Annotated in this window: 20 protein-coding genes; 7 read left to right on the top strand and 13 right to left on the bottom strand. The window is 42.2% G+C overall.

Annotated elements, in window-relative coordinates; genetic code table 11:
- Window positions 1–4 precede the first annotated feature (4 nt).
- From N5852_RS04565 to gltX, 3 genes are all read left to right on the top strand, one after another.
- Entirely contained in the window at window positions 5–1,384 is a 1,380-nt protein-coding gene (locus tag N5852_RS04565) for a class II 3-deoxy-7-phosphoheptulonate synthase (protein WP_262099238.1), read from the top strand.
- Window positions 1,385–1,611: 227 nt separating this feature from the next.
- Complete coding sequence (locus tag N5852_RS04560) at window positions 1,612–3,300, top strand: NAD+ synthase (protein ID WP_262099237.1); 1,689 nt, start codon at window positions 1,612–1,614, stop codon at window positions 3,298–3,300.
- 144 nt (window positions 3,301–3,444) lie between these two features.
- Window positions 3,445–4,827, top strand: a complete 1,383-nt coding sequence (gltX, locus tag N5852_RS04555) for a glutamate--tRNA ligase (RefSeq protein ID WP_262099236.1) — start codon at window positions 3,445–3,447, stop codon at window positions 4,825–4,827.
- Window positions 4,828–4,903: 76 nt separating this feature from the next.
- On the opposite strand, the gene N5852_RS04550 is transcribed toward gltX, so the two are convergent.
- Together N5852_RS04550 and N5852_RS04545 are read right to left on the bottom strand one after the other, a co-directional pair.
- Window positions 4,904–5,668 (bottom strand): YggS family pyridoxal phosphate-dependent enzyme, encoded by a 765-nt coding sequence (locus N5852_RS04550; RefSeq protein WP_262099235.1) that lies wholly within the window; start codon window positions 5,666–5,668, stop codon window positions 4,904–4,906.
- Between the two features lie 254 nt (window positions 5,669–5,922).
- A complete protein-coding gene (locus tag N5852_RS04545) occupies window positions 5,923–6,198 on the bottom strand; it encodes a CtrA inhibitor SciP (protein ID WP_182418876.1) in 276 nt (91 codons plus the stop codon).
- Window positions 6,199–6,597: 399 nt separating this feature from the next.
- Between N5852_RS04545 and mnmA the strand changes: the two genes are divergently transcribed.
- Window positions 6,598–7,791 (top strand): tRNA 2-thiouridine(34) synthase MnmA, encoded by a 1,194-nt coding sequence (mnmA, locus tag N5852_RS04540; protein ID WP_262099234.1) that lies wholly within the window; start codon window positions 6,598–6,600, stop codon window positions 7,789–7,791.
- 291 nt (window positions 7,792–8,082) lie between these two features.
- Here mnmA and hflC read toward each other — a convergent pair whose 3' ends face one another.
- From hflC to N5852_RS04525, 3 genes are all read right to left on the bottom strand, one after another.
- The gene (hflC, locus tag N5852_RS04535; RefSeq protein WP_262099233.1) at window positions 8,083–8,967 is read right to left on the bottom strand and encodes a protease modulator HflC; all 885 of its coding nucleotides are present in this window, start codon (window positions 8,965–8,967) and stop codon (window positions 8,083–8,085) included.
- A gap of 2 nt (window positions 8,968–8,969) precedes the next feature.
- Window positions 8,970–10,172: an FtsH protease activity modulator HflK gene (gene hflK / locus N5852_RS04530; protein WP_262099232.1), complete on the bottom strand. Its 1,203-nt coding sequence runs from the start codon at window positions 10,170–10,172 to the stop codon at window positions 8,970–8,972.
- Between the two features lie 165 nt (window positions 10,173–10,337).
- Window positions 10,338–12,800 carry an ATP-dependent helicase gene (locus N5852_RS04525; RefSeq protein WP_262099231.1) on the bottom strand — a complete coding sequence of 821 codons (2,463 nt, stop codon included), beginning with the start codon at window positions 12,798–12,800 and terminating at the stop codon, window positions 10,338–10,340.
- 283 nt (window positions 12,801–13,083) lie between these two features.
- On the opposite strand from N5852_RS04525, the gene N5852_RS04520 reads away from it, so the two are divergent.
- Window positions 13,084–13,374, top strand: coding sequence for a putative quinol monooxygenase (locus N5852_RS04520; protein WP_262099230.1), 291 nt, complete (start codon window positions 13,084–13,086; stop codon window positions 13,372–13,374).
- 121 nt (window positions 13,375–13,495) lie between these two features.
- On the opposite strand, the gene fdhD is transcribed toward N5852_RS04520, so the two are convergent.
- The 3 genes from fdhD to dld all read right to left on the bottom strand — a co-directional run bounded on the left by fdhD (window position 13,496) and on the right by dld (window position 17,982).
- Entirely contained in the window at window positions 13,496–14,323 is an 828-nt protein-coding gene (gene fdhD, locus N5852_RS04515) for a formate dehydrogenase accessory sulfurtransferase FdhD (RefSeq protein WP_262099229.1), read from the bottom strand.
- Between the two features lie 150 nt (window positions 14,324–14,473).
- The gene (ggt, locus tag N5852_RS04510) at window positions 14,474–16,192 is read right to left on the bottom strand and encodes a gamma-glutamyltransferase (RefSeq protein ID WP_262099228.1); all 1,719 of its coding nucleotides are present in this window, start codon (window positions 16,190–16,192) and stop codon (window positions 14,474–14,476) included.
- Window positions 16,193–16,257: 65 nt separating this feature from the next.
- Window positions 16,258–17,982, bottom strand: a complete 1,725-nt coding sequence (gene dld / locus N5852_RS04505) for a D-lactate dehydrogenase (RefSeq protein WP_262099227.1) — start codon at window positions 17,980–17,982, stop codon at window positions 16,258–16,260.
- 217 nt (window positions 17,983–18,199) lie between these two features.
- Between dld and N5852_RS04500 the strand changes: the two genes are divergently transcribed.
- Both N5852_RS04500 and N5852_RS04495 read left to right on the top strand, forming a co-directional pair.
- Entirely contained in the window at window positions 18,200–18,595 is a 396-nt protein-coding gene (locus tag N5852_RS04500; RefSeq protein ID WP_262099226.1) for a VOC family protein, read from the top strand.
- A 143-nt stretch (window positions 18,596–18,738) separates the two neighbouring features.
- Window positions 18,739–19,062 (top strand): YodC family protein, encoded by a 324-nt coding sequence (locus tag N5852_RS04495; RefSeq protein WP_262099225.1) that lies wholly within the window; start codon window positions 18,739–18,741, stop codon window positions 19,060–19,062.
- 195 nt (window positions 19,063–19,257) lie between these two features.
- On the opposite strand, the gene murB is transcribed toward N5852_RS04495, so the two are convergent.
- The 5 genes from murB to murD all read right to left on the bottom strand — a co-directional run bounded on the left by murB (window position 19,258) and on the right by murD (window position 25,593).
- On the bottom strand, window positions 19,258–20,229 hold the full coding sequence (gene murB / locus N5852_RS04490; protein ID WP_262099224.1) for a UDP-N-acetylmuramate dehydrogenase: 972 nt from the start codon (window positions 20,227–20,229) through the stop codon (window positions 19,258–19,260).
- A 24-nt stretch (window positions 20,230–20,253) separates the two neighbouring features.
- Complete coding sequence (gene murC / locus N5852_RS04485; RefSeq protein WP_262099223.1) at window positions 20,254–21,657, bottom strand: UDP-N-acetylmuramate--L-alanine ligase; 1,404 nt, start codon at window positions 21,655–21,657, stop codon at window positions 20,254–20,256.
- A complete protein-coding gene (murG, locus tag N5852_RS04480; protein WP_262099222.1) occupies window positions 21,654–22,832 on the bottom strand; it encodes an undecaprenyldiphospho-muramoylpentapeptide beta-N-acetylglucosaminyltransferase in 1,179 nt (392 codons plus the stop codon). Before murG ends, murC begins: the two co-directional genes overlap by 4 nt.
- A gap of 29 nt (window positions 22,833–22,861) precedes the next feature.
- On the bottom strand, window positions 22,862–23,989 hold the full coding sequence (ftsW, locus tag N5852_RS04475; RefSeq protein ID WP_262099221.1) for a putative lipid II flippase FtsW: 1,128 nt from the start codon (window positions 23,987–23,989) through the stop codon (window positions 22,862–22,864).
- Between the two features lie 176 nt (window positions 23,990–24,165).
- Window positions 24,166–25,593, bottom strand: a complete 1,428-nt coding sequence (murD, locus tag N5852_RS04470; protein ID WP_262099220.1) for a UDP-N-acetylmuramoyl-L-alanine--D-glutamate ligase — start codon at window positions 25,591–25,593, stop codon at window positions 24,166–24,168.
- Between the last annotated feature and the right edge of the window lies 1 nt (window position 25,594).

Here is a 25,594-nt window from a genome sequence, read left to right as displayed (position 1 = left end):
AGCCATGACAAAAAACTGGACACCGCACAGCTGGAGATCAATGCCGATTAAACAGGTTCCAGCCTATCCTGATGCCGCCGCTTTGGCCGATGTCGAAAGCCGTTTAAGCCGTTTCCCACCGCTTGTTTTTGCTGGGGAAGCAAGAGACCTTAAAAGCGAGCTTGCTGATGTTGCTGAAGGTAAGGCGTTTTTGCTGCAGGGCGGAGATTGCGCCGAAAGCTTTGCCGAGCATGAAGCTGATACGATCCGTGACTTTTTCCGTGTATTTTTGCAAATGGCTGTTGTGCTAACTTTTGGTTCTTCAAAGCCAGTGGTTAAAATTGGGCGTATTGCCGGCCAATTTGCTAAACCTCGTTCCAGTGATTTTGAAACAATTAATGGTATTGAACTACCATCCTATCGCGGTGACATTATCAATGGCATCGACTTTGACGAAAAGTCGCGCATTCCAGATCCGCAACGCATGGCCATGGTCTATCGCCAATCGGCTGCAACTCTTAATCTTTTACGTGCTTTTGCTCAGGGTGGTTATGCCAATCTTGAAAATGTCCATAAATGGATGCTTGGCTTCGTGTCCAATAGTCCACAAGGTGAACGCTATGAGGCACTAGCCCAGCGCATATCCGAAACAATGGATTTCATGCGCGCCATTGGCATCACTGCCAAAACCAACCACATGCTGCGTGAAACAGAATTTTTCACCAGCCATGAGGCCTTGCTGCTTGGTTATGAAGAAGCAATGACAAGGGTGGATTCCACCAGTGGTGATTGGTATGCAACTTCTGGCCATATGCTATGGATTGGCGACCGCACGCGTCAGGCCGACCATGCTCACCTTGAATATTGCCGTGGCATTAAAAACCCAATCGGCTTGAAATGTGGTCCATCCTTAGAACCAGATGATCTTTTGCGCCTTATTGATATTTTAAATCCAGAAAATGAAGCAGGTCGTTTAACCCTTATTGCACGTTTTGGTCATGATAAGGTTGAAGATCATTTGCCGCAACTTATTCGCGCGGTTGAGCGTGAAGGTCGTAAGGTAGTTTGGTCATGCGATCCAATGCATGGCAACACTATCACGGCTGCTGGCTATAAGACCCGCCCATTTGATCGTATCTTGAAAGAGGTTGAAACTTTCTTCAATGTGCATCGTGCGGAAGGCACCCATCCAGGCGGCATCCATATTGAAATGACCGGCAAAAACGTCACCGAATGTATTGGTGGCGCCCAAGCTATTTCCGGTGATGATTTATCAAGCCGCTATCACACCCATTGTGATCCTCGTCTTAATGCCGATCAGGCTCTTGAACTAGCGTTTTTGGTGGCGGAGCTGTTAAAGCGTGACCGCGATGCCGAAAGCGCGGGTAAGGTTGCGGCTAATTAAAAAATAAGGGCCATTTGGTTTACCAAGTGGCCCTTTTGCTATCAATTTAACAAAACATTAAAGCATATCTGAATAATTAGAGCGCATTTCGATCTGATTGGATCAGATCCGCGCTCCAATCCACTGTTTACACCGCGTTTTTTTCTGAAAACCGCTTCACACTTTTCGGAAAACGCTCTAATTCTTCTACCACATATTCATAAAAGTAAAGATTTATAGGTAACGTGATGACCAAAACCGAGACCAATGAAAATCATAATCGAATTTTGCGCATTGCCATTGCACAATTAAATCCCGTTATGGGCGACGTTGAAAAAAACTTGCAACTTGCCCGTGATGCGCGACTGCAAGCCAAAGCACAAAACGCGGATCTCATTGTTTTTTCCGAGCTTTTTATCAGTGGCTACCCACCAGAAGATCTTGTGCTAAAACCAGCTTTCACCAAGGCTTGCGAAAAAGCCGTGATGGAATTAGCCAAGGAGACATTGGATGGTGGGCCTGGCATAATCATTGGCACACCGCTGCATAGAGATGATGCAATCTATAATAGTGTCATGGTTCTCGACCATGGTACCTGCATCGGCGAGCGCTATAAGGTCGATTTACCCAATTATGGCGAATTTGATGAAAAGCGTGTCTTTAGCTGTGGCCCAATGCCGGAGCCGATCGAATATCGCGGTATAAGTCTTGGATTGCCCATTTGCGAAGACATCTGGAATGATGAGGAATTTTGCAAATATTTAGCCGAGCAAGGGGCGCGAATGATGATTGTCATCAACGGCTCCCCCTATACACGCAATAAGCCTGCACGCCGACCACTTGTTGCTGCGGTTCAAGCGCAAAATTGTCAGTTACCTTTAATCTATGTCAACCAATTTGGCGGCCAAGATGAGTTGGTTTTTGATGGCGGATCTTTTGGCGTTGATGGCGGCGGCAATCTTGCCTTTCAAATGAAACATTTCCAATCGGATCTTAGCATAACCGAATGGGAAGAGAACCAATTTGGCTGGAATTTCTTAAACGGCCCAAATGAAGAATTGTTGGAAGGCCTTGCAGCGGACTATTGTGCTTGTATGGTTGGTTTTGGCGATTATGTTAATAAAAACGGCTTTAAAGATGTCGTTTTGGGTCTGTCTGGCGGTATTGATTCTGCTATTTGTGCCGCAATTGCGGTTGATGCGCTTGGCGCGGAACGCGTTAGGGCAATTATGTTGCCTTATAAATATACATCGCAAGAATCTTTTTCTGATGCGGAAGAATGTGCCAAATTATTAACCTGCAAATATGAAACTGTGCCGATCTTTGCCCCAGTTGAAGGCTTTTTATCTGCCCTTGATGGAGTTTTTGCAGGTACGGATAGTGGCATCACCGAAGAAAATTTACAAAGCCGTACACGCGGCACAATTCTTATGGCTATTTCCAATAAATTTGGTTCAATGGTGGTAACCACAGGCAATAAGTCGGAAATGTCGGTTGGCTATGCAACGCTTTACGGCGATATGAATGGTGGCTTTAACCCAATTAAAGATCTTTATAAAATGCAAGTCTATGCTATGTCTGATTGGCGCAATCATCATCGCCCAGAAAGTGCCCTAGGCCCTAAAGGCATGGTTATTCCGCAAAACATTATTGAAAAAGCACCCTCCGCAGAGTTGCGGGAAAACCAAACAGATCAAGATAGCTTGCCTCCTTATCCGGTTCTTGATGATATTCTAGAATGCTTGGTTGAGCAAGAAATGGGTATTGAACAAATTGTTGAGCGTGGCTTTGATCGTGAAACCGTAAAGCGCATTGAAAATCTTCTTTATATTGCTGAATATAAAAGGCGCCAATCGGCACCGGGTGTAAAAATTACGCCTAAGAATTTTGGTCGTGATAGACGCTATCCGATTACCAATCGTTTCCGCGATAAGTAAATGGTGATTAATATTGAATAAAATTGTGATAATTATCGCGACAATTATCAATTGGCAGTATAAAAGAAATAATACAAGCATTTTACCTCTTAAAGGCATAAACTGCTTTAGAACTTACAACAAGAATAAAGATAAGTGAGAACCATGGTACGCGTTCGTTTTGCGCCCTCACCAACGGGCTATATTCATATTGGTAATGCACGTATTGCACTTTTTAATTGGTTATATTCGCTAACCAATAAGGGGCAATATATCTTACGTTTCGATGATACAGATATTGAACGGTCCAAACAAGAATATATTGATGGCATCGGACAAGACCTTGATTGGCTTGGAATTACGCCTGATGAAATTTGGTACCAATCAAAACGCTTTGATGTTTATGATGCGGCAGTTGAAAAACTAAAAGCAGCAGGTTTGCTTTATGCTTGTTATGAAACCGCAGAAGAATTAGACCGCCGCCGTAAAATTTTATTATCGCGTAAATTGCCACCAATTTATGAACGCGATGCGCTAAAATTAACTGATGAGGAAAAAGCTGCTTTTGAAAACGAAGGCCGCAAACCTCATTGGCGCTTTTTGCTTCCTAATTTTGCATCCTCACCATTTGAACGCCAGCGCAGTGAAGTGCGTTGGAATGACATCGTGCGCGGCCCGCAAGTTATCGACTTATCATCAATGTCGGATCCTGTTCTCGTGCGTGAAGATGGCACTTATCTTTATACCTTACCATCAGTTGTCGATGATATCGAAATGAAGATCAGCCACATTATTCGTGGTGACGATCACGTTACCAATACTGGTGTTCAAATTGCCATTTTTGAAGCCTTGGGTGGTGATGTACCAAACTTTGGTCATATCAATCTCTTAACGACAGCTTCAGGCGAAGGCCTATCCAAGCGCAAAGGTGATTTATCATTACGCAGCCTTCGCGAAGATGGTTTAGAACCAATGGCGATAAGCTCGCTTGCCACCCTTACCGGCACGGCTGAAAATGTCATTTCCTGTTTTGATATGAATGAGCTTGCTAGCCATTTCAACCTTCAATCAGTTTCAAAATCATCAGCTAAATTTGATCCTGCTGATCTTAATGCATTAAATATGCAAATCGTCCATAAATATAGCTATAATGATGTTAAAGATCGTTTAGCCAAACTTGGTATCAATGGCGATAAGGCTGAAGATTTTTGGAATGTGGTCCATGAAAATTTGACCAAAGTTTGCGATGCAACACATTGGTGGGATATTGCCAATAATAGCGACCTCACCTTTGCTGAGCCAGAAGAAAAAGAATTCCTTAGCGAAGCTGCTAAACTATTGCCAGAAAGCCCATGGGATAAAACCACATGGAAAAATTGGACTGCAGCCATTAAAGATAAAACTGGCCGCAAGGGTAAAGATCTCTTTCATCCTTTGCGCGTTGCTTTGACTGGTGAGCAATCAGGGCCAGAGCTAGCAAGTTTCTTGCTTTTGCTTGATCGTGATCTTGTATTAAAGCGTTTAACGGCTTTAAAAATATCACTTTAGCCTTATTGGTAAGATTTTCTACACCTTAAAAATTAAAAAGCAGCTTTTTAAAAAGCTGCTTTTAAAGACAAATATTTTAATGAAACAAAGCTGGCCAATAGTCTGAATCTTTTGTGGGACGCGGCCCAAATATAGCTTGTCCAACACGAACAACATCTGCGCCCTCTTCAATCGCCATTTCAAAATCTCCAGACATTCCCATTGATAGTTTTTCAATTTCTGGATATTTGTTTCGGGCAGTATCGCGCAATTGCTTTAAAAGTTTAAAGCACGGACGTATTAGCACAGGATCATCAGATAAAATAGCTAAAGTCATTAATCCTTTAGGCTTCAAACGTGGATATTTTTTTAAGCTTTCTAAAAATGGCAGCAAGTCATCCGGATGAAGTCCATATTTGCTTTCTTCGCCGGATGTATTGACCTGCACAAATACATCAAGATCGCGTCCCAAATTATCGAGGCGGCGGTTTAATTCTTCTGCGAGTGTAAGGCTATCAAGAGCTTGAAACTCAGAGGCAAACCGCACAAGATATTTAACCTTATTGCTTTGCAAATGGCCAATCATACTCCAACGAATATTTAAATCAGCTAAGATTTCGGACTTTTCCTTTGCTTCTTGTATTTTATTCTCACCAAAATTATCAATGCCCAGATCATGAACAAAACGCAAAATATGCGCAGGTACTGTTTTTGTGACCACCAGTAACCGAATATCGCTTGCTTGGCGGCCAGTTGCCGCGGCTGCAATTGCAATACGCTTATGGACAACTTTTAAATTATCGGCAAATAAATTCTTCGGATCATTACCAAAACGCTTTTTATCCTCATCTAAATCAACCATAATTGCATTCTCCATTTTTGGATTGCTCATCATATGTTTGCGCCATTAAAGCCATAATACGCAAATCACAACTTAATGATCTTTAACAGTTAGCAATATAGTCAAATTTTGGAAAATAAAGATAGTTTGATGCCTATGAGCGTAAACGCTTAATCTAAAAATATTTATGGCCGGATATAATCCGGCCATAATGTTTTTTGCATTTTTAAACAATTGCCATTTAAAAAAATAGAAAATTGCCCAAAGACTATATATTAATGGCGATATTGCTGAATACGCGTGGTGCGCAGTCCTGCTAAGCCATGCTCATCAATCGAGGTTTGCCAAGACAAAAATTCCTCTACCGTGAGTGTGTAGCGTTGACATGCTTCGTCAAGGCTTAATAATCCGCCGCGAACGGCTGCAACTACTTCTGCCTTGCGTCGTATAACCCAACGCCTTGTATTTTTAGGTGGCAGGTCAGACATCGTCAAAGGACTTCCATCTGGACCAATTACATATTTTATTCTCTGTCTTACAAGATCGGTCATTGTACTCTCTACTCTTCTCAAGGACCCAATCACAGACTCAAAACTATCCTATTAGCTTTAAGATTTAACTAAACTCATCGTAACGAATAATTAATATTTAAAAATTTAAAATTTTAAAATATCATTTAAAAATAAACACTTATGATGAAAATAGCAATTTTTAGTAAAGTTGAGACTAACTAGACACTTTATTTTTTTTAAAAAATTTCATATATAGTGCGATAAATCCATTAATTTGTTTTATAATTGTGAGTGCAATCTTCCAGTTTTCATTTTATAATGGACTGAGTTTTGCGATGTAATCGCAAAATTCGACATTTCCTTTGTTGGACTTCGTCTATGGCTTTTATACCAGCCTTGATCGGTATATATTTCCATAATGTCTGAAAGGTGACATTGATGTCTTTAAATAGTCTCGATCTACCACGTTCTCCAGCGGAGACCCGGGTAGTGGTTGCCATGTCCGGCGGCGTTGATTCGTCCGTTGTGGCTGGCATATTAAAGCAAGAAGGTTATGATGTTTTAGGGGTAACATTACAGCTTTATGATCATGGTGCTGCTGTGCACCGTGTTGGTGCCTGCTGTGCAGGCCAAGATATTGAGGATGCACGCCGTGTTTGCGAAACACTGGGTATTCCTCATTATGTGCTTGATTATGAACAACGCTTTCGTGAAGCTGTGATTAATCCATTTGCCGAAAGCTATGCCCATGGCGAAACACCAATTCCATGTGTTGCTTGTAACCAAACGGTAAAATTTGCCGATTTATTAGCAACAGCACAAGAACTTGGTGCAGATGCCCTTGCAACCGGCCATTATATTCGCAGTAAGCAAAACGGTGCCCATCGTGCACTTTATCGCCCTATTGATGCAGAGCGTGACCAAAGCTACTTCCTTTTTGCGACAACACAAGAGCAGATTGATTATTTGCGCTTTCCTTTAGGTGGCCTGCCAAAAGCAGAAGTACGCAAGCTTGCGGAAGAAATGGGGCTAACCGTTGCGCAAAAGCACGATAGTCAGGATATTTGCTTTGTGCCGCAAGGCCGTTATAGCGATGTTATCAGCAAATTAAAGCCAGACGCTGCAAATCCCGGTGACATTGTGCATATTGATGGTCGAATTTTGGGACGCCATGAAGGTATTATGAATTATACCATAGGTCAGCGCCGCGGTATTGGTGTTGCAACAGGTGAAGCCCTTTATGTGGTTCATCTTGATGCTGAGCGTGCCCGCGTTATTGTTGGCCAAAGAGAAGCCCTACAAACCCATCGGATTTATTTACGTGATGCTAATTGGCTCGGTGACCAAGATCTCGATGACTTTCCAGTTGACGGCATAGAAGTTGCCGCAAAAGTTAGGTCAACCCGCCCACCTCGCCCAGCAATTCTTCGTTATGAAAATGGTGAGTTTGTTGTTGAACTATTAGAAGGCGAAAGCGGCGTTGCACCGGGTCAGGCTTGTGTTGTTTATGACAATGAAGATAACGGTTCCCGCGTTTTAGGCGGCGGCTTTATCGCCCGTTCACAGCGCGAAGCACAAGCTGAGCAAATGTTGCAAAAACTCATCTTTGAAAATAGCACTGCATCATTATAGGGATTTTTTTATTTCTATTAAAACGCAAAAAACCCGCTTTTGCGGGTTTTTTTATGTTTTTTAAATAATGTGGATTTTAAAGTATGACACAATCCTTGCCAACAATTAAACATTTTCAGCAAAAATTAAAGCAACTCTTTATTACCAATGATACATCTAAAAACTGAGAGTAGCTTAGCGTACTGACAAGAATAGATAACGAACCATAAAAATTCAAATAGGTAGATAAAATAAAAGCGGCCAATATTAAATTGGCCGCTTTGCATTTCACAAATACTTGTTAGACAAGTCTTAATTTTGTGGTTTTACCTCGCCATTCGGATTACGCATAAGATTAAAGAAGGACCAATCCGGCGTTATAACCATAGGTGTATCTTTAATATTCTGGTACTTGTCCATAGTTAGCCAGAATTGATAAAAATCAGGATTAGAACCAACGGCTTCATTCATCAAACGTGCAGCCTCTGCTTGTCCCTCACCTTTAGTCTTTTCAGCTTCACTCGCTGCTTTTGAAACGTCTTTTATATATTTGCTATCAGCTTGGGCTTTGATACGGATTTGATCTGCATTACCACGGGCAAGAATAGTTTCAGCAACGGCCTTACGTTCTTGTTCCATACGATCATAAATTCCCTTTGACAAATTGCTAGGAAGATCAGTTTTACGGATACGTACATCAACAATCTCAATACCGAGAGGCTTTGCCTCCTCTATCATTTGCTGTTTAATATCGCGCATCATACCAACACGCTGTTCAGATAGTGCTGCACTATATTCACTCAAGCCGTAAACAGCGCCAAGAGCACTACGGAAACGCTCGTCAAGATTTTTGGTTTCAGCCGTTGATGGCTTGCCATCCCGTATTTGCTTGATAAACATTTCCGCATCAACGATGCGGTACATCAAAAAGGCATCTACTTCATAATAGCGGCCATTTTTTACCTGTACTGGAATTGTCTTCAAATCAAAACGCAATAAACGATTATCAATCGGGACCAATTCCTCAACAAAAGGAAGTTTAAAATAAATGCCAGGCTGTTTTGCAACGCGCACAATTTGGCTAACCCGTTTTACTACAACCTGCTCGTTAGGATAAACAATGAAAGCTGACATCGAAAAACCGATAACAACCACAGCGAATGCAATCAAAGTTGCTATGAGAGAACTTTGTTTCATGACTATTTTCCTCCCTCAACAACTGACTGTCCAGTTAAACTATTCATTACTGGTTTTCCACTCGAACCATTACCTGATTGTTGTGACTGAAGCATGTTGTTAAGCGGCAAATAGGGAACAACACCGTTATTGCTTTTATCTATCACCAACTTATTAGGAGCCATCAAAATTTGTTCCATAGTATCAACATAAATTCGATAACGGGTTACATCTGGCGCAATTTTTTCTTGTTCGGCAATGGCTTTAAAACGCTCAGCACGACCATTAGCTTCGGCAATAACTCGTGCCTTATAAGCATTGGCAACTTCTGATAATCGTGATATTTCACCAAAAGCTTCACCTTCTTTTTTAGCCTTATACTGTTCGGCGTTACTACGCATTTGGTTACCTTGCTGTTCCGCTTGCTCAACAAGATCAAAGGCTGCCTTAACGTTTTGCGGCGGTGATGTTTCACCCAAAGCAACCTGATTTACCGTCACACCAATTTTGTATTGAGCAAGTGTTTGTTTTATAATAGCCAAGACATCTGCTGCAACCTCGGAGCGCTTCTCACGCAAGACATCATCCATTTTACGACGACCAACAACCTCGCGCATTGCACTTTCTGCTACCTGCTTAATAGTATCATATGGCTTGTCAACGTTAAAAAGATATTCCTCAGGTTGTGTTACATTATAGTAAACGGAAAACTTAACGCTTACCATATTTTGGTCACTGGTTAACATAAGGCTATCGGTAGGATTATCACCAATGCTAATTTGAGTTTGCGATGTAATCACCTTTCGGTGGCTTTCAATTGGCCAAATTTGAAAATGTCCACCATCAATCAAAACGTCTTCCTGCGGCACACCAAAGCGCAATTTAATTGCCATTTCATTAGGCTCAACAAAAAATATTGATTTATAAAGCCAGAAAAGCACAGCAAGGATTATAACAATTAGGATAATAAAACCACTGCCGAATTGTTGCAGCTTTTGTTGGCCTTTGCGCAATAATTCGTCCATGTCAGGCGGCGTTGGGCCACCCTTACCGCCACCATTACCACCATTATTATTGCCGTTATTACCATTATTGCCGCTGCCATTTGGACGGCCCCAAGGGCTTTTATTGCCATCATTATTATTTCCGCCGCCACCCCATGGGCCGCCTTTATTTCCGCTGCCTCCCGATGGGCCGCTGCCTCCACTTTGATTACTCCAGGGCATCTCTACCTCATAATTTGCATGAATTTCACGCTTAATTGATCGTGCATTGGTTATAGGGATCAAAACGGTGGCTTTCAACGCAAGACACCGTTTTTTTTGATTTTTTTTGTATTTTTTTAAAAAAACAATAGGATTTCTATATAAAACCACCAATTATTATAAGATTCAAAGTTTTTTTACAAAACTATCAACAACGCGCTTTTGCCCCGCCTTGTCAAAATTAATGGTTAATTTCGTACCCTCAATATTAGCCACGTCTCCATTGCCAAATTTCATATGGAAAACACGATCACCGATCTTAAAATCCGAAGGCACATCAGAAACAGATTTTGCAACTAATTCCCCATTGATTGTTTTACCGCTAAACTTATTTGCACCAAAACCAGCCTGCGCTTCACCATAGCCAACGCGCTCAACATTAGCACCAGAACGATTACCCCAATTGTCGCGCGTTGCCTTATTCTTATGCTGCTGGGCACGTTGCCAACCAGGTGTTGCATAAGTATTTTCAAATGGATCATGGCGATCAAAACGCGATTGACCATAGCCACCGTAACTGGCATCTACCGCACCAACCTCAACATGACTTTCGGGCAATTCGTCTAAGAAGCGCGAAGGAATTGTTGTTTGCCAAAGGCCATGAATGCGGCGGTTGGATACAAACCAAATATGAAGATTTTTTTTAGCTCGCGTTACACCAACATAAGCAAGTCGGCGCTCTTCCTCAAGACCAGATCGCCCCCCCTCATCAAGGGAGCGTTGATGAGGAAATAACCCCTCCTCCCAACCAGGTAAGAACACCGTATCAAATTCCAAGCCCTTAGCCGAATGCAAGGTCATAATATTTACCGCGTCAGTTGCTTCATTTTGCTCGGCATCCATGACCAATGAGACATGCTCTAAAAAGCCGCGCAGGCTTTCAAACTCTTCCATCGAGCGAATAAGCTCTTTCAAGTTTTCAAGCCGGCCCGGTGCTTCTGCCGAGCGATCATTTTGCCACATTGCTGTATAGCCTGACTCGTCAAGTATTGCTTCAGCAAGTTCGGTATGGGGAGTATTATTGAGCCTATCTTGCCAACGGCGGAAATTTTCCACCACTTCACGAAGGGCACTGCGCGGCTTTGGCTTTAATTCATCGGTCTCAACCAGTTCCGCACTTGCGGCAAACATCGAAATATTACGCGCCCGCGCCGCATCATGGATTTGCCGAATAGTTGCATCACCAAGACCACGCTTTGGCGTATTAACGATACGCTCAAAAGCAAGATCATCCAAAGGTTGCGCAACAACCCGGAAATAAGCCATGGCATCGCGAATTTCCATCCGCTCATAAAAGCGCGGGCCGCCAATCACCCGATAATTTAAACCAAGTGTTACAAAGCGATCTTCAAATTCACGCATTTGAAATGAAGCACGCACCAAAATAGCCATATCATTAAGTGCATGGCCTTGGCGTTGCAATTGTTCAATCTCTTCGCCAACGGCGCGGGCTTCCTCTTCAGAATCCCAAGCCGCATGCACTTGGACTTTTTGTGCGTCGCTATGGTCTAGCTCGGTAAATAGAGTTTTACCAAGCCGCCCCTCATTATAGGAAATAAGGTGCGATGCAGTTGCCAAAATATGGGTAGTTGAGCGATAATTACGCTCAAGGCGCACAACAACTGCACCTGGAAAATCTTTTTCAAAGCGTAAAATATTATCAACTTCAGCGCCGCGCCAACCATAAATAGACTGGTCATCATCACCCACACAGCACAAATTAACCGTTTCGCCATTTGGCCGCTGTGCTAACAGGCGTAACCACAAATATTGCGCTGTATTGGTATCTTGATATTCGTCGACCAAAATATACCGGAATTTTTTATGATATTCACGCAAAACATCGGGATTGTTTTGAAAAATACGAATTGGATGCAACAGCAAATCGCCAAAATCACAGCAATTCAAAACTTTCAAACGATCTTGATAGGCGCGGTAAAGTTCACGGCCCTTGCCATTACCGAATGAACGCGCATCACCTTCAGAAATTTTTTCAGGCGATAGGCCACGATTTTTCCAACCATCAATCATTTGCGCAAAAGCGCGAGCTGGCCAACGCTTATCATCAAGCCCTTCAGCCTGAATAAGTTGTTTGATAAGACGAATAACATCATCAGTATCAAGAATTGTAAAATCACTGCGTAAACCAGCAAGCTCGGCATGACGGCGCAACAATTTAACACCAATTGAGTGGAAGGTACCAAGCCAAGGCATGCCTTCAACCGCACCGCCAACAAGATCGCCAATACGGTGTTTCATTTCACGCGCAGCTTTATTGGTAAAGGTTACGGCTAAAATTTGACTAGGATAGGCAAGGCCTAACGATAGAATATGGCCAATGCGGGTGGTTAAAACGCGGGTTTTACCTGTTCCTGCACCAGCAAGCACAAGCACTGGCCCTTCTGTAGTAACAACAGCTAAACGTTGCTCGGGGTTTAGCCCTTCAAGATAGGCTGCCTCAGCTGGCTTTACTTGCCGCGCAGCCATAGCCCTTGCTGCAATGCCACCTGTTCTTACTGGTGGAACATCGTCGCGCAATGGTTTATCATCATCGTCAAAAAACGGTATATCATCTGGAAAATCGCTCATAGCTCATATTTAGTGCATTATGAATTAAACTGCCAGTTCCGCAGTTAAAAATTTAAAAGTTTTCCTAGGGAAATTAAGCAAAACCGCTATTTTGTTTAAATCTCAAATATTATTCTGCAATATTAGGTAACATTTTCTAAAGGCATATCAACCTAGTTGGTAAGATCTCACATTATGAATTATACTATCTAAGTTTTAACGGCTTGACTGAATTAAATAAATATTGCTTTTATCTTCTACGTCAGTTTTAATAGAGCTAATCCACAAAGCAAAGGATATAGTCGTGTTAAAAGTTATTGCTGAATTTTTCATAAAAGAAGAAGCCATTGATGTGGTTTTACCGTATTTTAAACAGCTTGTTGATGAAACCCGTAAAGAGCCTCTTTGTATTTCTTACGAATTTTGCGTTGACCAGCAGGATAAAAGCCATTTTATTTTTATCGAACAGTGGCCAGATAAAAATGCATTGGATATTCATAGTGCAAGCGAGCATTTTCAAAAATTAGTACCGCTTATTGATATGCATAAGAAGCAAGATGCACGGATCATTTTAATGGACGATCTTAATTGGTAAAAAGCGCATTTTTAATGTCAAAAGACTGCGAAACCCAAACTCGCCGAACTTACAGAATACTAAAACAAATTTCTCGATTTTAGCCCATATTCTAAAAATTTTTGGCATAAGAAAAAATATCTCAAAGAATGCGCTCTGCGTGTGAATGAATTTCGAAACTTTGGCCGCGCGCCCTTGCAATCACTGTGAGATTGGCTGCCTTGCCTATGCGCAAGGCTTCGGCGGTTGGCGCCGAAATACCAATGACGATACCGCTGCCAGCAATTGCTGCTTTTTGAATAATTTCAACGGACAAACGGCTGGTGACAACAATTGCACCAAAACCAATATCAACGTTTTGCAGAAGCAAAGTGCCAATAAGCTTATCAACAGCATTATGGCGGCCAATATCTTCACAAATTGCCAATAATCCTTGCCCTGCCACATAAAAGCCAGCGGCATGAGCACAGCGGGTGAGTTGATTTAGTTTTTGCCCTAAATTTAAAAGCCCAACAGCATCACAAACATCGTTAGCTGTGATTGTTAGCCCCCCCTTATATTGAGGGACAATACGCATTGCAGCTTCAATCGATTCAATACCACAAAGGCCGCAACCAACTGGCCCTGCCATATGGCGGCGGCGTTTTAAAAAAGCGTTGCGCGGCCGCTCGTCCAAACGCAATTGAATATCGACGCCATCGTCAAGGCGAATAATATTAATTTCATCAATTTCAGAAATATCAGAAATAATATTTTCAGTTAAGCTAAAACCAACGGCAAACTCGGCCAAATCATCGGGTGTTGCCATCATTACCGCATGGGTAGTACCATCATAACTTACAGCTACGGCTATTTCTTCCGCAATGGCAACCTCAATTGGCTGTTTTACGCCATTTTCCACTCGCGTAACGCAATGCACTCGGTTAACAGGCGCATCCACCAGCTCGGAAAAAATAGGAATAGTCTTCATTAGCTTTTTGCATCCAAATTGTGTTTTGGGCGGTATAGCAAATTAATTCTTTGAAAACAAACCACAAAATGCAACCAAAATTTAAGCAGTGCATTGCCTATTTGATATAGAAAAATGCACTACTATCGTTTTTGATATTAACAGAACAAATTATTCGACCAATGCTTTGCCAACGTCATGTCGTGGATCAGATGCTGCATCTACCTTTTTTCCAGCATGATCCCATAAGATTGTTTGCAAATTACCCCAAATGTGACTTGATGTTGTGCCATCGTCATTCTTTTTAGGTATTACAAAGTCATGTCCCAAATCTTTTAATTTTGGTACTGCAGCGGCACTGATTGCCTCATTTTCCATATCTATGTTATCGGGCCACCATTGATGGTGATAGCGTGGAAATGCAGCAACTTGTTGAGCACTAAGCCCTTGATCATAGCCCAAAATACCAAAGAGAACCATGGTAATAATGCGGCTCCCACCCGGGGTACCCAAAATCGCAGTTTTGTCTTTTGATATCATGAAAGTAGGCGACATAGAACTAAGCATTCTTTTACCCGGCTGTGGCGCATTGGCATCATAACCCATAACTCCAAAAGCATTTGGTACCCCTGGCATAAGGGCAAAATCATCCATTTCATTATTGAGTAAAACACCCGTACCCGATGGAATAAGCCCAGAACCATATAAAAGATTAACCGTTTGTGTCGCTGCAACCATATTGCCTTGCTTATCAAGAATAGAAAAATGCGTGGTTTCTTCATCTTCCATCGGCGTTGGCTTGCCTGATAACATAGTGCTTGGTGTTGCTTTGTCAGGGTTAATACCAGCACGCAATCCAGCGGCATAATCAGGTGCGGTTAAAAGCTTTACTGGAATTTTAACAAAATCAGGATCACCAAGATAGAATGTGCGATCACGATAGGCGCGGCGCATGGCTTCAACAGTTAAATGCACACGATCCGCCTCATTCATTTTTGCAAGATCATAAGGCTCTAAAATTTGCAAAATTTGTGCTAATGCAATACCGCCTGATGATGGCGGTGGAGCGGTAACAATTTGCCAATCACGATAGTTAAAACGTAAAGGCTCTCTAACCACTACCTTATAGCTGGCAAGTTCATCTAATGTCCATTCACCGCCCTCACTATTCACACCATCGACTAGCTTTGATGCAATATCGCCTTTATAAAAACCGTCATAGCCTAAATTTGCCAATTTTTCTAACGTATTAGCGAGGTCTGGTTGTTTAAACAAATCTCCAGTTTTAATTGGCTCACCATTTTTGAGAAAAACTTCACGCGTCCCCTTATAACGCTCCATCACTTCACGGCGGCTTTCATACCCCTCTTCCATGCGCGCATAAACAGTAAAACCGTCACGCGCAGCTTTAATTGCCGGCGCAAGAGATGTTTTTAATGGCAATTTTCCATGATGCTCAGCAAGATAGACAAGGGCGGCCGGAAGCCCAGGTATTCCAGCGGCCCAAGGGCCATTGGTTGCACGATCACTGTCAAATTTGCCATCTGCCGTTTTATATTTACCTTGATGAGCAGATTTAGGCGATGTTTCACGCGCATCTAAAAAAATATCTTTGCCACTTTCGGCATCATGCAGCAGGAAAAAACCACCGCCGCCAATACCAGAACTAATCGGTTCCACCACTGATAATGTCGATGAAACTGCAATGGCTGCATCAAACGCGTTACCACCTTTTGCTAAAATTTCAAATCCAGCCTCAGTTGCCAAAAAATGGGCACTTGCAATGGCTGCAGCAGGTGGTTTACCATTTGCGGCGTCCTCTGCATAAACCCACGTGCTAGGAAGTGTGATAAATACACAAAATAGCATAAGCCTATAAAATAGCTTCATTTTCAAATAATCCTCCTCTTTCTTATCCAACCCTTATTGGATATTGAACAAGGAAGAACTATTTGTCAAATTACCTTTTCAGCTTTAAAGGACTGATCACAATCTGGACAGCAAGCAGCATAAAAACGCGTTTTGTTTGTTTTACCGATGCCGGGATTAAAACTATTGGTTGGATCAAGCTTCATATAATGATTGGCAAGGGCTGGCTTTGCTTTATAAAGATGGCCAACATTATGCTCTGCTGGATATTCCGCGCCGCGTTTGTCAAGCACTTCCAGCATTTTTGCTTTTAATGCTTTAACATCAACACCTTTTTTGACCACGTAATCTTGATGTAGCACATGGCAGAAAAAATGGCCGTAATAAGCTTTCTGCTCAATTTGCGCATCGATTTCTGGTGGCAAGCGCTCAAACCAATCATCATCATTGCGCCGCAAGGCGATATCAAGCGCTAAGACATCTTCTGCTGTTTTGGGATGAACCAGCGCATAGCGAATAACCGCGCCAGCTGCAACAAAGCGATTAAGCATTGCCTTTTTACCTTCATCGGCATCGCATAAAAACCAACCAGATCCAACAGTTTCGTTGAGCAAAACTTCAGTCTGCTCCGACAATTTGCTGGAAACTTTTAAAATAAGATGATGTTCATATTGATTGCGATAATCCAGCATACGCTTTGGCATAACATCTGGCACGAGCTGCGTCGCCATTTGAATCATGCGGTCCGATAGATTTACCGGCAAAAACGATAAATGCTCAAGTCGTGTATCGAGTGATTTTTTAAAGGCAAAAAACCCTGGCAAGCGTTTGGTGCCAAGCTTATGAATCATAAGCAAAGTATCCTTGCCATATTTATGCGATATATCAAAGCAATCACGATGCATATATTCGCCGCTTATCGGCAATTCATCAAACTCGCTTAGCATACGGCGGCGTAAAACAGTTAAATCATTGGTATCATTAGTACCAATATAATAGATTTTACTATTTTCTTCCTTTGCAAAACTATCAAGGCGCACAGCAAAAACAGCGATTTTACCAGCAGAGCCCGCAGCTTCAAAAAGCCCTGAGGGATCAGCATTGAACCTTGCAGGGGTAGCAGCATCCACCTCGCGCACTTTTTTACTATATTCATGATTGGAAGCTGCGCCAACATCATAGCTAACCCATGCCGGATCGATCACTTTATTATCAAGCTTGGTCAAGATTTCTTCTGCAGTTTCACCAAGATCAATGCCTAGATGATTGACAAGTTGTAACTCGCCTTTTTTATCAATTTGCGCATAAAGCGATAATTCGGTATAAGCTGGCCCTCTTTTTACCAAAGCACCGCCAGAATTATTACAAATACCACCAATGATAGATGCACCTATACAAGAAGAACCAATCACCGAATGAGGCTCGCGATTAAAGCTGCTTAAAATATCCTCAAGCTTATAAAGTGTACCACCTGGTTGACTGATAATTTGCTTGCCCTCATCCAGCACATAAATATGATCAAGGCGCAGGGTGGAAATAATTGCGACATCTCGTTCATAGCTGCCTTTAGGGGTCGATCCTTCGGTAAGGCCCGTATTGGATGCCTGCATGATAATAATAAAATCATTGGCAACCAATATTTTTAAACATTGCCATAATTCTGTTAATGAGCCTGGTATGATCACCAGCTTTGCATCGCCCTCGCCTGAGCGGAAGCCCTTACGATAACGCTCTGTCTGATTTGCGTCTGTTAAGCAATGCTTTTCCCCCACAATGCGTTTAATATTGGCAATAACAGAATTATTGGTCATGTTGAGCCTCCCTAAATCAAGTAAACCATTTTCTTTCAGCTCTAATGCATTTTTCGTTATAAGTAAAACATTTAAAACTAAGCCGTTATATTAAAACGATTAATATAATAAATCCATAAGACTTGTTTGTTGGATATTGGCATGCCTTGGCTAACTTTAATAAAAACGCTATAGATGTATTTAGAACGAAGCTAAATAGCCTGTAAAGGAAAAGACAATGGCAAAATTTGTCCATAGCATGATCCGCGTCCTTGAAGAAAAGCGATCGGTTGATTTTTACCAAAAAGCATTCAATCTAAAGGTTGAAGAAAAAATAGAATTTGACGACTTTACGTTAATTTACTTGAGCAATGAAGAAAATAGTTTTGAATTGGAATTAACGGTCAATAAAGGCCGAACCGAGCCTTATAATCTTGGTGATGGCTATGGCCATGCAGCTTTTGTCGTCGATGATATTGATGCCACCCATGCTAGATTTGAACGTGATGGCCTTGCCCCACGCAAATTGGTGCAATTAGATCAACAGGGTAAAAAAGTTGCACGTTTTTTCTTTGTGGCCGATCCTGATGGTTACCAAATTGAAGTTATTGAAAAAGGTGGCCGCTTTAGTTAGTTTTTTTAATATTTAGCATTATACTTTTCCATTCTACAAACAAAGTTCTTTTAGATATTTTAGCTTAAATCTATTTTATAATAAAACCGCAATATTGGTGACTTATAATAGTTTAACTTTCGCGATAAATTAAAGGAAGAACTATGTTTAAAGTTGGCGATATTGTAAAGCTTAAATCAGGTGGCCCTGCCATGACCGCCCAAAAAGTTGATGGCGGTAAGGCAACTTGTATCTGGTTTAAAGATGATAGACTTAAAACAGCAGTTTTTCGCAAAGATACTATTGAATTGGTTAATCCTGTTGAAAAAACAGACCAAGTAAAAGCTGACCCTTTACCTGTTTTCAAAACACCACCAAGTGTTGCAAAAGGCAATGTAACAAACAAAAAGGCTGCAGAAACCAAAACTGCTAAGCCTAAAAAAAACGCAGCAGATACTCCGTCTTCTGGCAGTAAAGATGAAGAGTAAACAAGATAAAAGGTGCAATTTATAAAATGGCACCTTTTATCTTTCTGTTACAATAGCATTTTCTTGTAACATTAGAGCGTTTTCCGAAAAGTGTAAAGCGGTTTTCGGACAAAAAACGCGGTGTAACAATGTATTAGAGGGTGGATCTGATTCAATCAAATCGAAATGCGCTCTAATGGGGCGTAATCTTTTATATTATGGCGCAGCCTCAAAAGGCATCACCTGTCTATCGGGTAAAAATTGGCCAATGCGTTTGATTTCCCAGTGCAAGTCAATACCGCAGTTGGCAAATACTTTTTGGCGTACTGTTTCACCCAATAATTCAAGGTCATAAGCGGTGGCATTGCCGACATTGATCATAAAATTGCAATGCATTGGCGACATTTGTGCGCCGCCAATTTGTAAGCCACGGCACCCTGCCTCATCAATAAGTTTCCAAGCTGACGTGCCATCAGGATTACGAAATGTTGAGCCACCGGTTTTTTCTCGCACTGGCTGCACGCTTTCACGGTGATGAATAACCTCGTCACGCGCCGCTATAATATCAGCTTCATTGGCTTGATGACCAGAAAACACTGCCGAGGTAAAAATAAGATCATCAGCAATAGCAATATGGCGATAAGAAAAGCCCATATCAGCAGCTTTAATAATATGCTTATTACCTTGCCTATCTAGCACATGGGCTTCCACCAAACGCTCAGCCGTCTCAATGCCATTAGCACCAGCATTCATGCGTAAAGCGCCGCCAATGCTACCCGGGATGCCAAAATAAAAATGAAAGCCCCCAATTTTCTCGTTAAGTGCGGCAGTTGCCAAGCTCTTATCAGATGCCGCCGCCCCTGCAACCAATTGCCCAATATCATTCAAGACAACATTGCCAAAACCTTTGGCGGAAAGACGAACAACAACGCCTTTTATACCACCATCACGCACCATCAAATTAGAACCGATACCAACGATGGTTAATGGAATATGTTCTGGTAGTGATTGTAGTAAAATAGCCAAATCGTCTTCATCTGCTGGTTGAAAAAACACCTCAGCAGGGCCACCGGTGCGAAACCATGTAACCTTGCTCATATCAGCATTGGCTTGCAAACGACCCCGCAATTGGTCAACGGGCAATAGTTTTAAAAGTGCTTCACCATCAATTGCTTGATATTTTGTCATTTATAAAACCAATCAATAAATCTGTTAAGCCAATTTTTGCAATTCTTGCGGCACTTGATAAGCCCATTGCGTAATATTACCAGCTCCCAAAAACACCACAAAATCACCGGGCTTGGCAATATCTTTAATCATAGCCGGTAAATCTTCAGCGCCGCTGACATAGCGTGCATCACGATGACCTGCAGTTTTAATTCGCTCAACAAGGCTTTGTGCAGATACACCCTCTATTGGTTCTTCGCCCGCGGCATAAACGGGTGCCACAACAACACGGTCGGCATCGTTAAAACCTGTAGCAAAATCATCAAATAAATCATGCAAACGCGAAAAACGATGCGGTTGTACAACAGCAATTACATTGCCTTTCGTTGCCTCACGCGCGGCTTTTAACACCGCCTTAATTTCAACTGGATGATGACCGTAATCATCAAAAAATTCAATTCCATTCCAGCTTCCACTATGGGTGAAGCGGCGTTTTACTCCACCAAAGGCAGCCAATCCTTTTGCAATTGCTGTATCCGTCACGCCAAGTTGATGGGCAACAGCAATAGCCGCGGTCGCATTTGATACATTGTGAAGCCCTGGCATTGGCAAAACAAGATCCTTCATCTCAACCGTTTCACCTGTTTTGCGGTTACGAATAATCACATCGAAATGCGAATTGGCGCCTTCCATATGATGATTGAAAAAGCGAACATCGGCTTGCGGATTATTGCCATAAGTAATAATCCGGCGATCATCAATGCGGCTTACCATCGCTTGTACTTCTGGATGATCAAGGCACATAACGCCAAAGCCATAAAATGGTACATTTTCAACAAATTGGCGGAAGGCTTCGCGCACCGCATCAAAACTGCCATAATGATCAAGATGTTCAGGATCAATATTGGTAACAACAGCAATATCAGCTGGCAATTTTAAAAATGTGCCATCACTTTCATCAGCTTCAACCACCATCCAATCACCTTCGCCCATACGGGCATTGGTGCCATAAGCGTTAATGATACCACCATTGATCACAGTTGGATCATAGCCACCAGCATCAAGCAATGTCGCAACCATAGATGTGGTTGTTGTTTTGCCATGAGTACCGCCAATTGCAACAGCTTGGCGAAAACGCATAAGTTCGGCTAGCATTTCCGCACGGCGCACAATCGGCAATAGACGCTCACGCGCTGCCATATATTCTGGGTTCGTTTTTTTAATCGCAGTAGAAACAACGACAACTTCCGCATCACCAAGATTTTCTTCATCATGGCCGATGAAAACCTTAATGCCTTTTTCACGCAAACGTATCACATTGGCATTATCACTTTGGTCTGAACCCTGCACTTGATAACCAAGATTATGCAAAACCTCGGCAATGCCGCTCATACCGATACCGCCAATACCGATAAAATGAATAAGACCAATATTGAGCGGCATTTTCATGCGTTTTCTCCATTTTTCGTTGTTTGATTTTCAAGAATTTCTAATCGTATTTGGGTAGCTTCAGTTTTTTTTATTTCATCAAGCGACTTTTTCGCAATAAGCCCTTCGGCCATATCAGCCAAGCTTTGCGTTGCTTGCAAACGTCCTGCTTGGCGTGCGCCTGCCGCCATAGTGGCCATTAATTTTGGATCATCAAGCGCGCCTGTTATAATTTCTGCCATGACATCTGCATCAATATTCTTTTGCGCTAATACCTTAACGCCGCCCGATGTTGCAAGCGATGCAGCATTTTCTGCCTGATCGTGATCAAGTGCATAAGGATAAGGCACTAATAAAGCCGGCCGGCCAATAGCAGCGATTTCAGCGACTGTTGAGGCGCCAGAACGCGCGATTATAAATTGAGCACTGGCAATACGCTCTGCCATATTATCAAAGAAACTAGCAACTTCAGCCTTTATTCCTAAATCGCTGTAGGCCTGCTTTACTGAGTCAATATCTTGTTGCCGCGCTTGCTGGGTAACAAAAATTGATTTGCGCTTGGTTTCATCAATAAGTTTTAAGGCTTGTGGCAAAATTTCAGAAAAGAAGCTCGCACCTTGACTACCACCAAAAACAAGTAAATTAAAAGGCTCACCAGTTTGTGCTACTTTATAAGGCAATTGGGCAGCGTCTATCACTGCTGGGCGCACAGGATTACCGGTTACAATAATCTTTGAGGCAAATTCACCTTCTGCACTTAAGAAACCACCAGCAATTGCCGTGACCTTACCCGCTAAAAAGCGGTTTGCCCGCCCCATAACCGCATTTTGCTCATGAATAAAGGTCGGCAAACCAATGCTTGTTGCAGCATAAAGCGGCGGCAGGGTTGGATAGCCACCAAAACCACCTACCAAAACCGGCTTGAGATTGCGCAATAATTTACGCGATTGCCGCACCCCCTTGAGCAATTGCCAAAGCGTTTTGATAATTGCAATTGGGTTTTTACCCTTAATGGTAGCTGAATGAATAACATGGACATGGTCTGCATCAAAAAAACGAACGAAGCGTTGCGCACGACCATCAGTTAAAAGATGCACCTCATAGCCGCGTAATTGCAACTCTGCACCCAAAGCCTCGGCTGGAAATAAATGGCCGCCAGTGCCACCTGCTGCCAAAACAATTTTGCCTTTTGTCATTTTATCATGCCGCCATTTTTATAGTTTCTTCAAGAATAGTATTTTGACACACGCGCTTCTGGACGCCTTCTTGTCAATGCTAATAAAAAACCCATAGTTATACCGATCGCCACCAATGATGAACCACCATAAGAAATAAATGGCAAAGTCATACCTTTTGGCGGCATGAGATGCAAATTAACCGCAACGTTAATAATTGATTGCACGCCAAACAACATGGCAATACCAGCAATGGCAAAACAAGTAAATTTATCTTGTTCTTTTGATGCTATATAAAGCGAACGAATAACGATAAAGCCAAATAGTGCAACGATAAGAACACATAAAATAATACCATATTCTTCTGCGGCGACAGAAAACACAAAATCTGTATGAGCATCAGGAACCATGCGTTTTACTGTACCCTCACCCGGCCCTTGACCAAACCAGCCACCATTTATAATGGCTTCACGCCCTGCATCAACCTGAAACGTATCACCTTCACCATGCAAAAAAGCGTCAATACGCTTTTGCACATGGTCTAGAAAATGATAGGCACCAAAACCGCCAACGACTGCAAGGCCAATAAAGACAAGCACCATGATCCACGGAATGCCCGCAAGGAAAAACAATCCTCCCCACGCAGCAGTGATTAATATGGTTTGCCCAACATCTGGCTCTAGCACTAATAATGCGGCCGTAACTATAAAAAGTGCGATGGCTGATGTATAACCAGGTATTTTATTTTTTTCACCATGCTGTGCAAAAAGCCATGCTGAAACAACCACAAAAGCTGGCTTCATAAATTCTGATGGCTGAATAGTCACACCAAGCATTGTTATCCAACGTACTGAACCTTTGATTTCTGTGCCTTTAAATAACACAGCAACCAATAATACCAATGAGACACCAAGTAACGCAATTGCTGCACGACGCACATTATAGGGCGAAAAAAAGGATATGGTGATCATTACAAAAAAAGCTGGAACGATATATTTTATATGCAGTTTTACGAAATGAAAACTGTCGGCAATACCAATACGACTTGCAATTGCAGGACTTGCAGCAAAGGATAAAAAAACGCCAAGGCCCATCAACATCAGACAGGCGGCAAGAATTGAGCGGTCAATAGTCCACCACCAATTTGCAACGGGTCCACGATCAACACGACTGACCATGCTATTGCTTCCTTTTTCTTTGCGCTTTTTGTTGTCTATTTAATAAAACAGCAAAAATGAGATTGCTACTTTTCCTAGATTTTTCCCGATGGGGAAATTTTCTAGCAGCATAAGCGCAAAGGAATAGAGAATAGTTAACAATATTGAAAAAAATAATTAACCACACATTTTTTAAATTATAGCAATATAGTTTTTTGTACCAAATCTCTAAAGTCATCGCCCCTTGCACCATAATTGGCAAATTGGTCAAAGCTTGCGCAAGCAGGCGATAATAAGACAGCTGCAATTGCATCTGCGCCACTTTCAGCCGCAAGATCAGCTTGAGCAAGGGCTGCGTCACGGGCGGCTTGCTGTAAAGCCTTTTCAAGGGTTTCGCTTATCACTACATCAATATCACTGCCGATAGTTTGCGCAAAGTTTTCGGCAGCTTCACCTATTAAATAGGCTTTGCGAATTTTTGGGAAAAATTCCTTTAAAGATGAAATTCCACCTTCTTTAGCAACGCCCCCTGCTATCCAATAAATATTATCAAAGGTTGATAAGGCGGGTGCGGTTGCTTCGGCATTGGTTGCCTTACTATCATTAATGAAGATGACATGGTCTTTACGACCAACTTCTTCCATGCGATGGGCAAGGCCTTTAAATGTAGCAAGCGCAGTGGTTAATTTTTTTTCCGTAACACCGATTGATACACATGTCGCTAAAGCAGCAAGAGCATTTTGTGCATTATGTGCGCCACGCAAAGACGCTATACCACTAAGACTAGCAATTTCGTGCAGCTCTTTACGCCCAGCTTTAAAAATTTTATCGCTTTCAGCAAACCAACCCGTATGAATGGTGCGCTTGGTTGAAAATGGCACAAGCTTATGTTGTTGCTCTAAAACTCTAATAGCGATTTTTTCGCAAAAAATATCATCAATTGAAACGACTGCAATATCTGCGCCTTTTATTAAACGCTCTTTAACAGTAGCATAATGTTCAAAACTGCCATGGCGATCAATATGATCGGGAGTGAGATTTAACAAAATACCTATTGTGGGATTAATAGAGGGCGTAAGATCTATTTGATAGGATGAACACTCGATGACATAGCAACGTTTTTTGGCAAAAGGCTCAAGCGACAAAATCGCGGTGCCAATATTGCCACCCATTTGCACATCATAACCAGTTTCTTGAAGCAAGTGGGCAATAAGTGCTGTTGTAGTTGATTTGCCATTCGTGCCAGTAATGGCAATAAACGGACAATCTTGCGATGAGAAATGATTGCGCAATAAAAATGCATTGCGCTCGCGCACAAACAACTCAATATCGCCAATAATCTCAATATTATTGGCTCTCGCCATTTGCGCTGACCAATGGGGGTGAGGATGGGTTAGTGGCACACCGGGTGCAAGAATTAACGCCTTGATCTCGCTCCAATCAATAAAATGCAAATCACCCGTAGTGATACCCTCTTGCTTTGCCCGCTCGACACTTTCAACATTGTCATCAAAGGCGATAACCTTGCTGCCACCTGCAATTAAAGCTTTAGCGGTTGCAATGCCTGAGCCACCAAGACCAAAAAGCGCTACTTTTTCACCTTTAAAACTGGAAATAGCAATCATA

The sequence above is a fragment of the Bartonella sp. HY328 genome (assembly GCF_025449335.1).
In the GTDB taxonomy this organism is placed as follows: domain Bacteria; phylum Pseudomonadota; class Alphaproteobacteria; order Rhizobiales; family Rhizobiaceae; genus HY038.
This window is presented reverse-complemented; position numbering and strand designations above follow the sequence as displayed.

Excerpts from the sequence above, each read along its gene's own strand:
- murD (WP_262099220.1), bottom strand. The coding sequence starts at position 25,593 with ATGATTGCTATTTCCAGTTTTAAAGGTGAAAAAGTAGCGCTTTTTGGT.
- gltX (WP_262099236.1), top strand. The coding sequence starts at position 3,445 with ATGGTACGCGTTCGTTTTGCGCCCTCACCAACGGGCTATATTCATATT.
- murB (WP_262099224.1), bottom strand. The coding sequence starts at position 20,229 with ATGACAAAATATCAAGCAATTGATGGTGAAGCACTTTTAAAACTATTG.
- fdhD (WP_262099229.1), bottom strand. The coding sequence starts at position 14,323 with ATGAAGACTATTCCTATTTTTTCCGAGCTGGTGGATGCGCCTGTTAAC.
- ggt (WP_262099228.1), bottom strand. The coding sequence starts at position 16,192 with ATGAAGCTATTTTATAGGCTTATGCTATTTTGTGTATTTATCACACTT.
- ftsW (WP_262099221.1), bottom strand. The coding sequence starts at position 23,989 with ATGGTCAGTCGTGTTGATCGTGGACCCGTTGCAAATTGGTGGTGGACT.
- dld (WP_262099227.1), bottom strand. The coding sequence starts at position 17,982 with ATGACCAATAATTCTGTTATTGCCAATATTAAACGCATTGTGGGGGAA.
- mnmA (WP_262099234.1), top strand. The coding sequence starts at position 6,598 with ATGTCTTTAAATAGTCTCGATCTACCACGTTCTCCAGCGGAGACCCGG.
- murG (WP_262099222.1), bottom strand. The coding sequence starts at position 22,832 with ATGACAAAAGGCAAAATTGTTTTGGCAGCAGGTGGCACTGGCGGCCAT.
- N5852_RS04500 (WP_262099226.1), top strand. The coding sequence starts at position 18,200 with ATGGCAAAATTTGTCCATAGCATGATCCGCGTCCTTGAAGAAAAGCGA.
- N5852_RS04565 (WP_262099238.1), top strand. The coding sequence starts at position 5 with ATGACAAAAAACTGGACACCGCACAGCTGGAGATCAATGCCGATTAAA.
- N5852_RS04545 (WP_182418876.1), bottom strand. The coding sequence starts at position 6,198 with ATGACCGATCTTGTAAGACAGAGAATAAAATATGTAATTGGTCCAGAT.
- hflK (WP_262099232.1), bottom strand. The coding sequence starts at position 10,172 with ATGCCCTGGAGTAATCAAAGTGGAGGCAGCGGCCCATCGGGAGGCAGC.
- murC (WP_262099223.1), bottom strand. The coding sequence starts at position 21,657 with ATGAAAATGCCGCTCAATATTGGTCTTATTCATTTTATCGGTATTGGC.
- N5852_RS04560 (WP_262099237.1), top strand. The coding sequence starts at position 1,612 with ATGACCAAAACCGAGACCAATGAAAATCATAATCGAATTTTGCGCATT.
- N5852_RS04550 (WP_262099235.1), bottom strand. The coding sequence starts at position 5,668 with ATGGTTGATTTAGATGAGGATAAAAAGCGTTTTGGTAATGATCCGAAG.
- N5852_RS04525 (WP_262099231.1), bottom strand. The coding sequence starts at position 12,800 with ATGAGCGATTTTCCAGATGATATACCGTTTTTTGACGATGATGATAAA.
- hflC (WP_262099233.1), bottom strand. The coding sequence starts at position 8,967 with ATGAAACAAAGTTCTCTCATAGCAACTTTGATTGCATTCGCTGTGGTT.
- N5852_RS04495 (WP_262099225.1), top strand. The coding sequence starts at position 18,739 with ATGTTTAAAGTTGGCGATATTGTAAAGCTTAAATCAGGTGGCCCTGCC.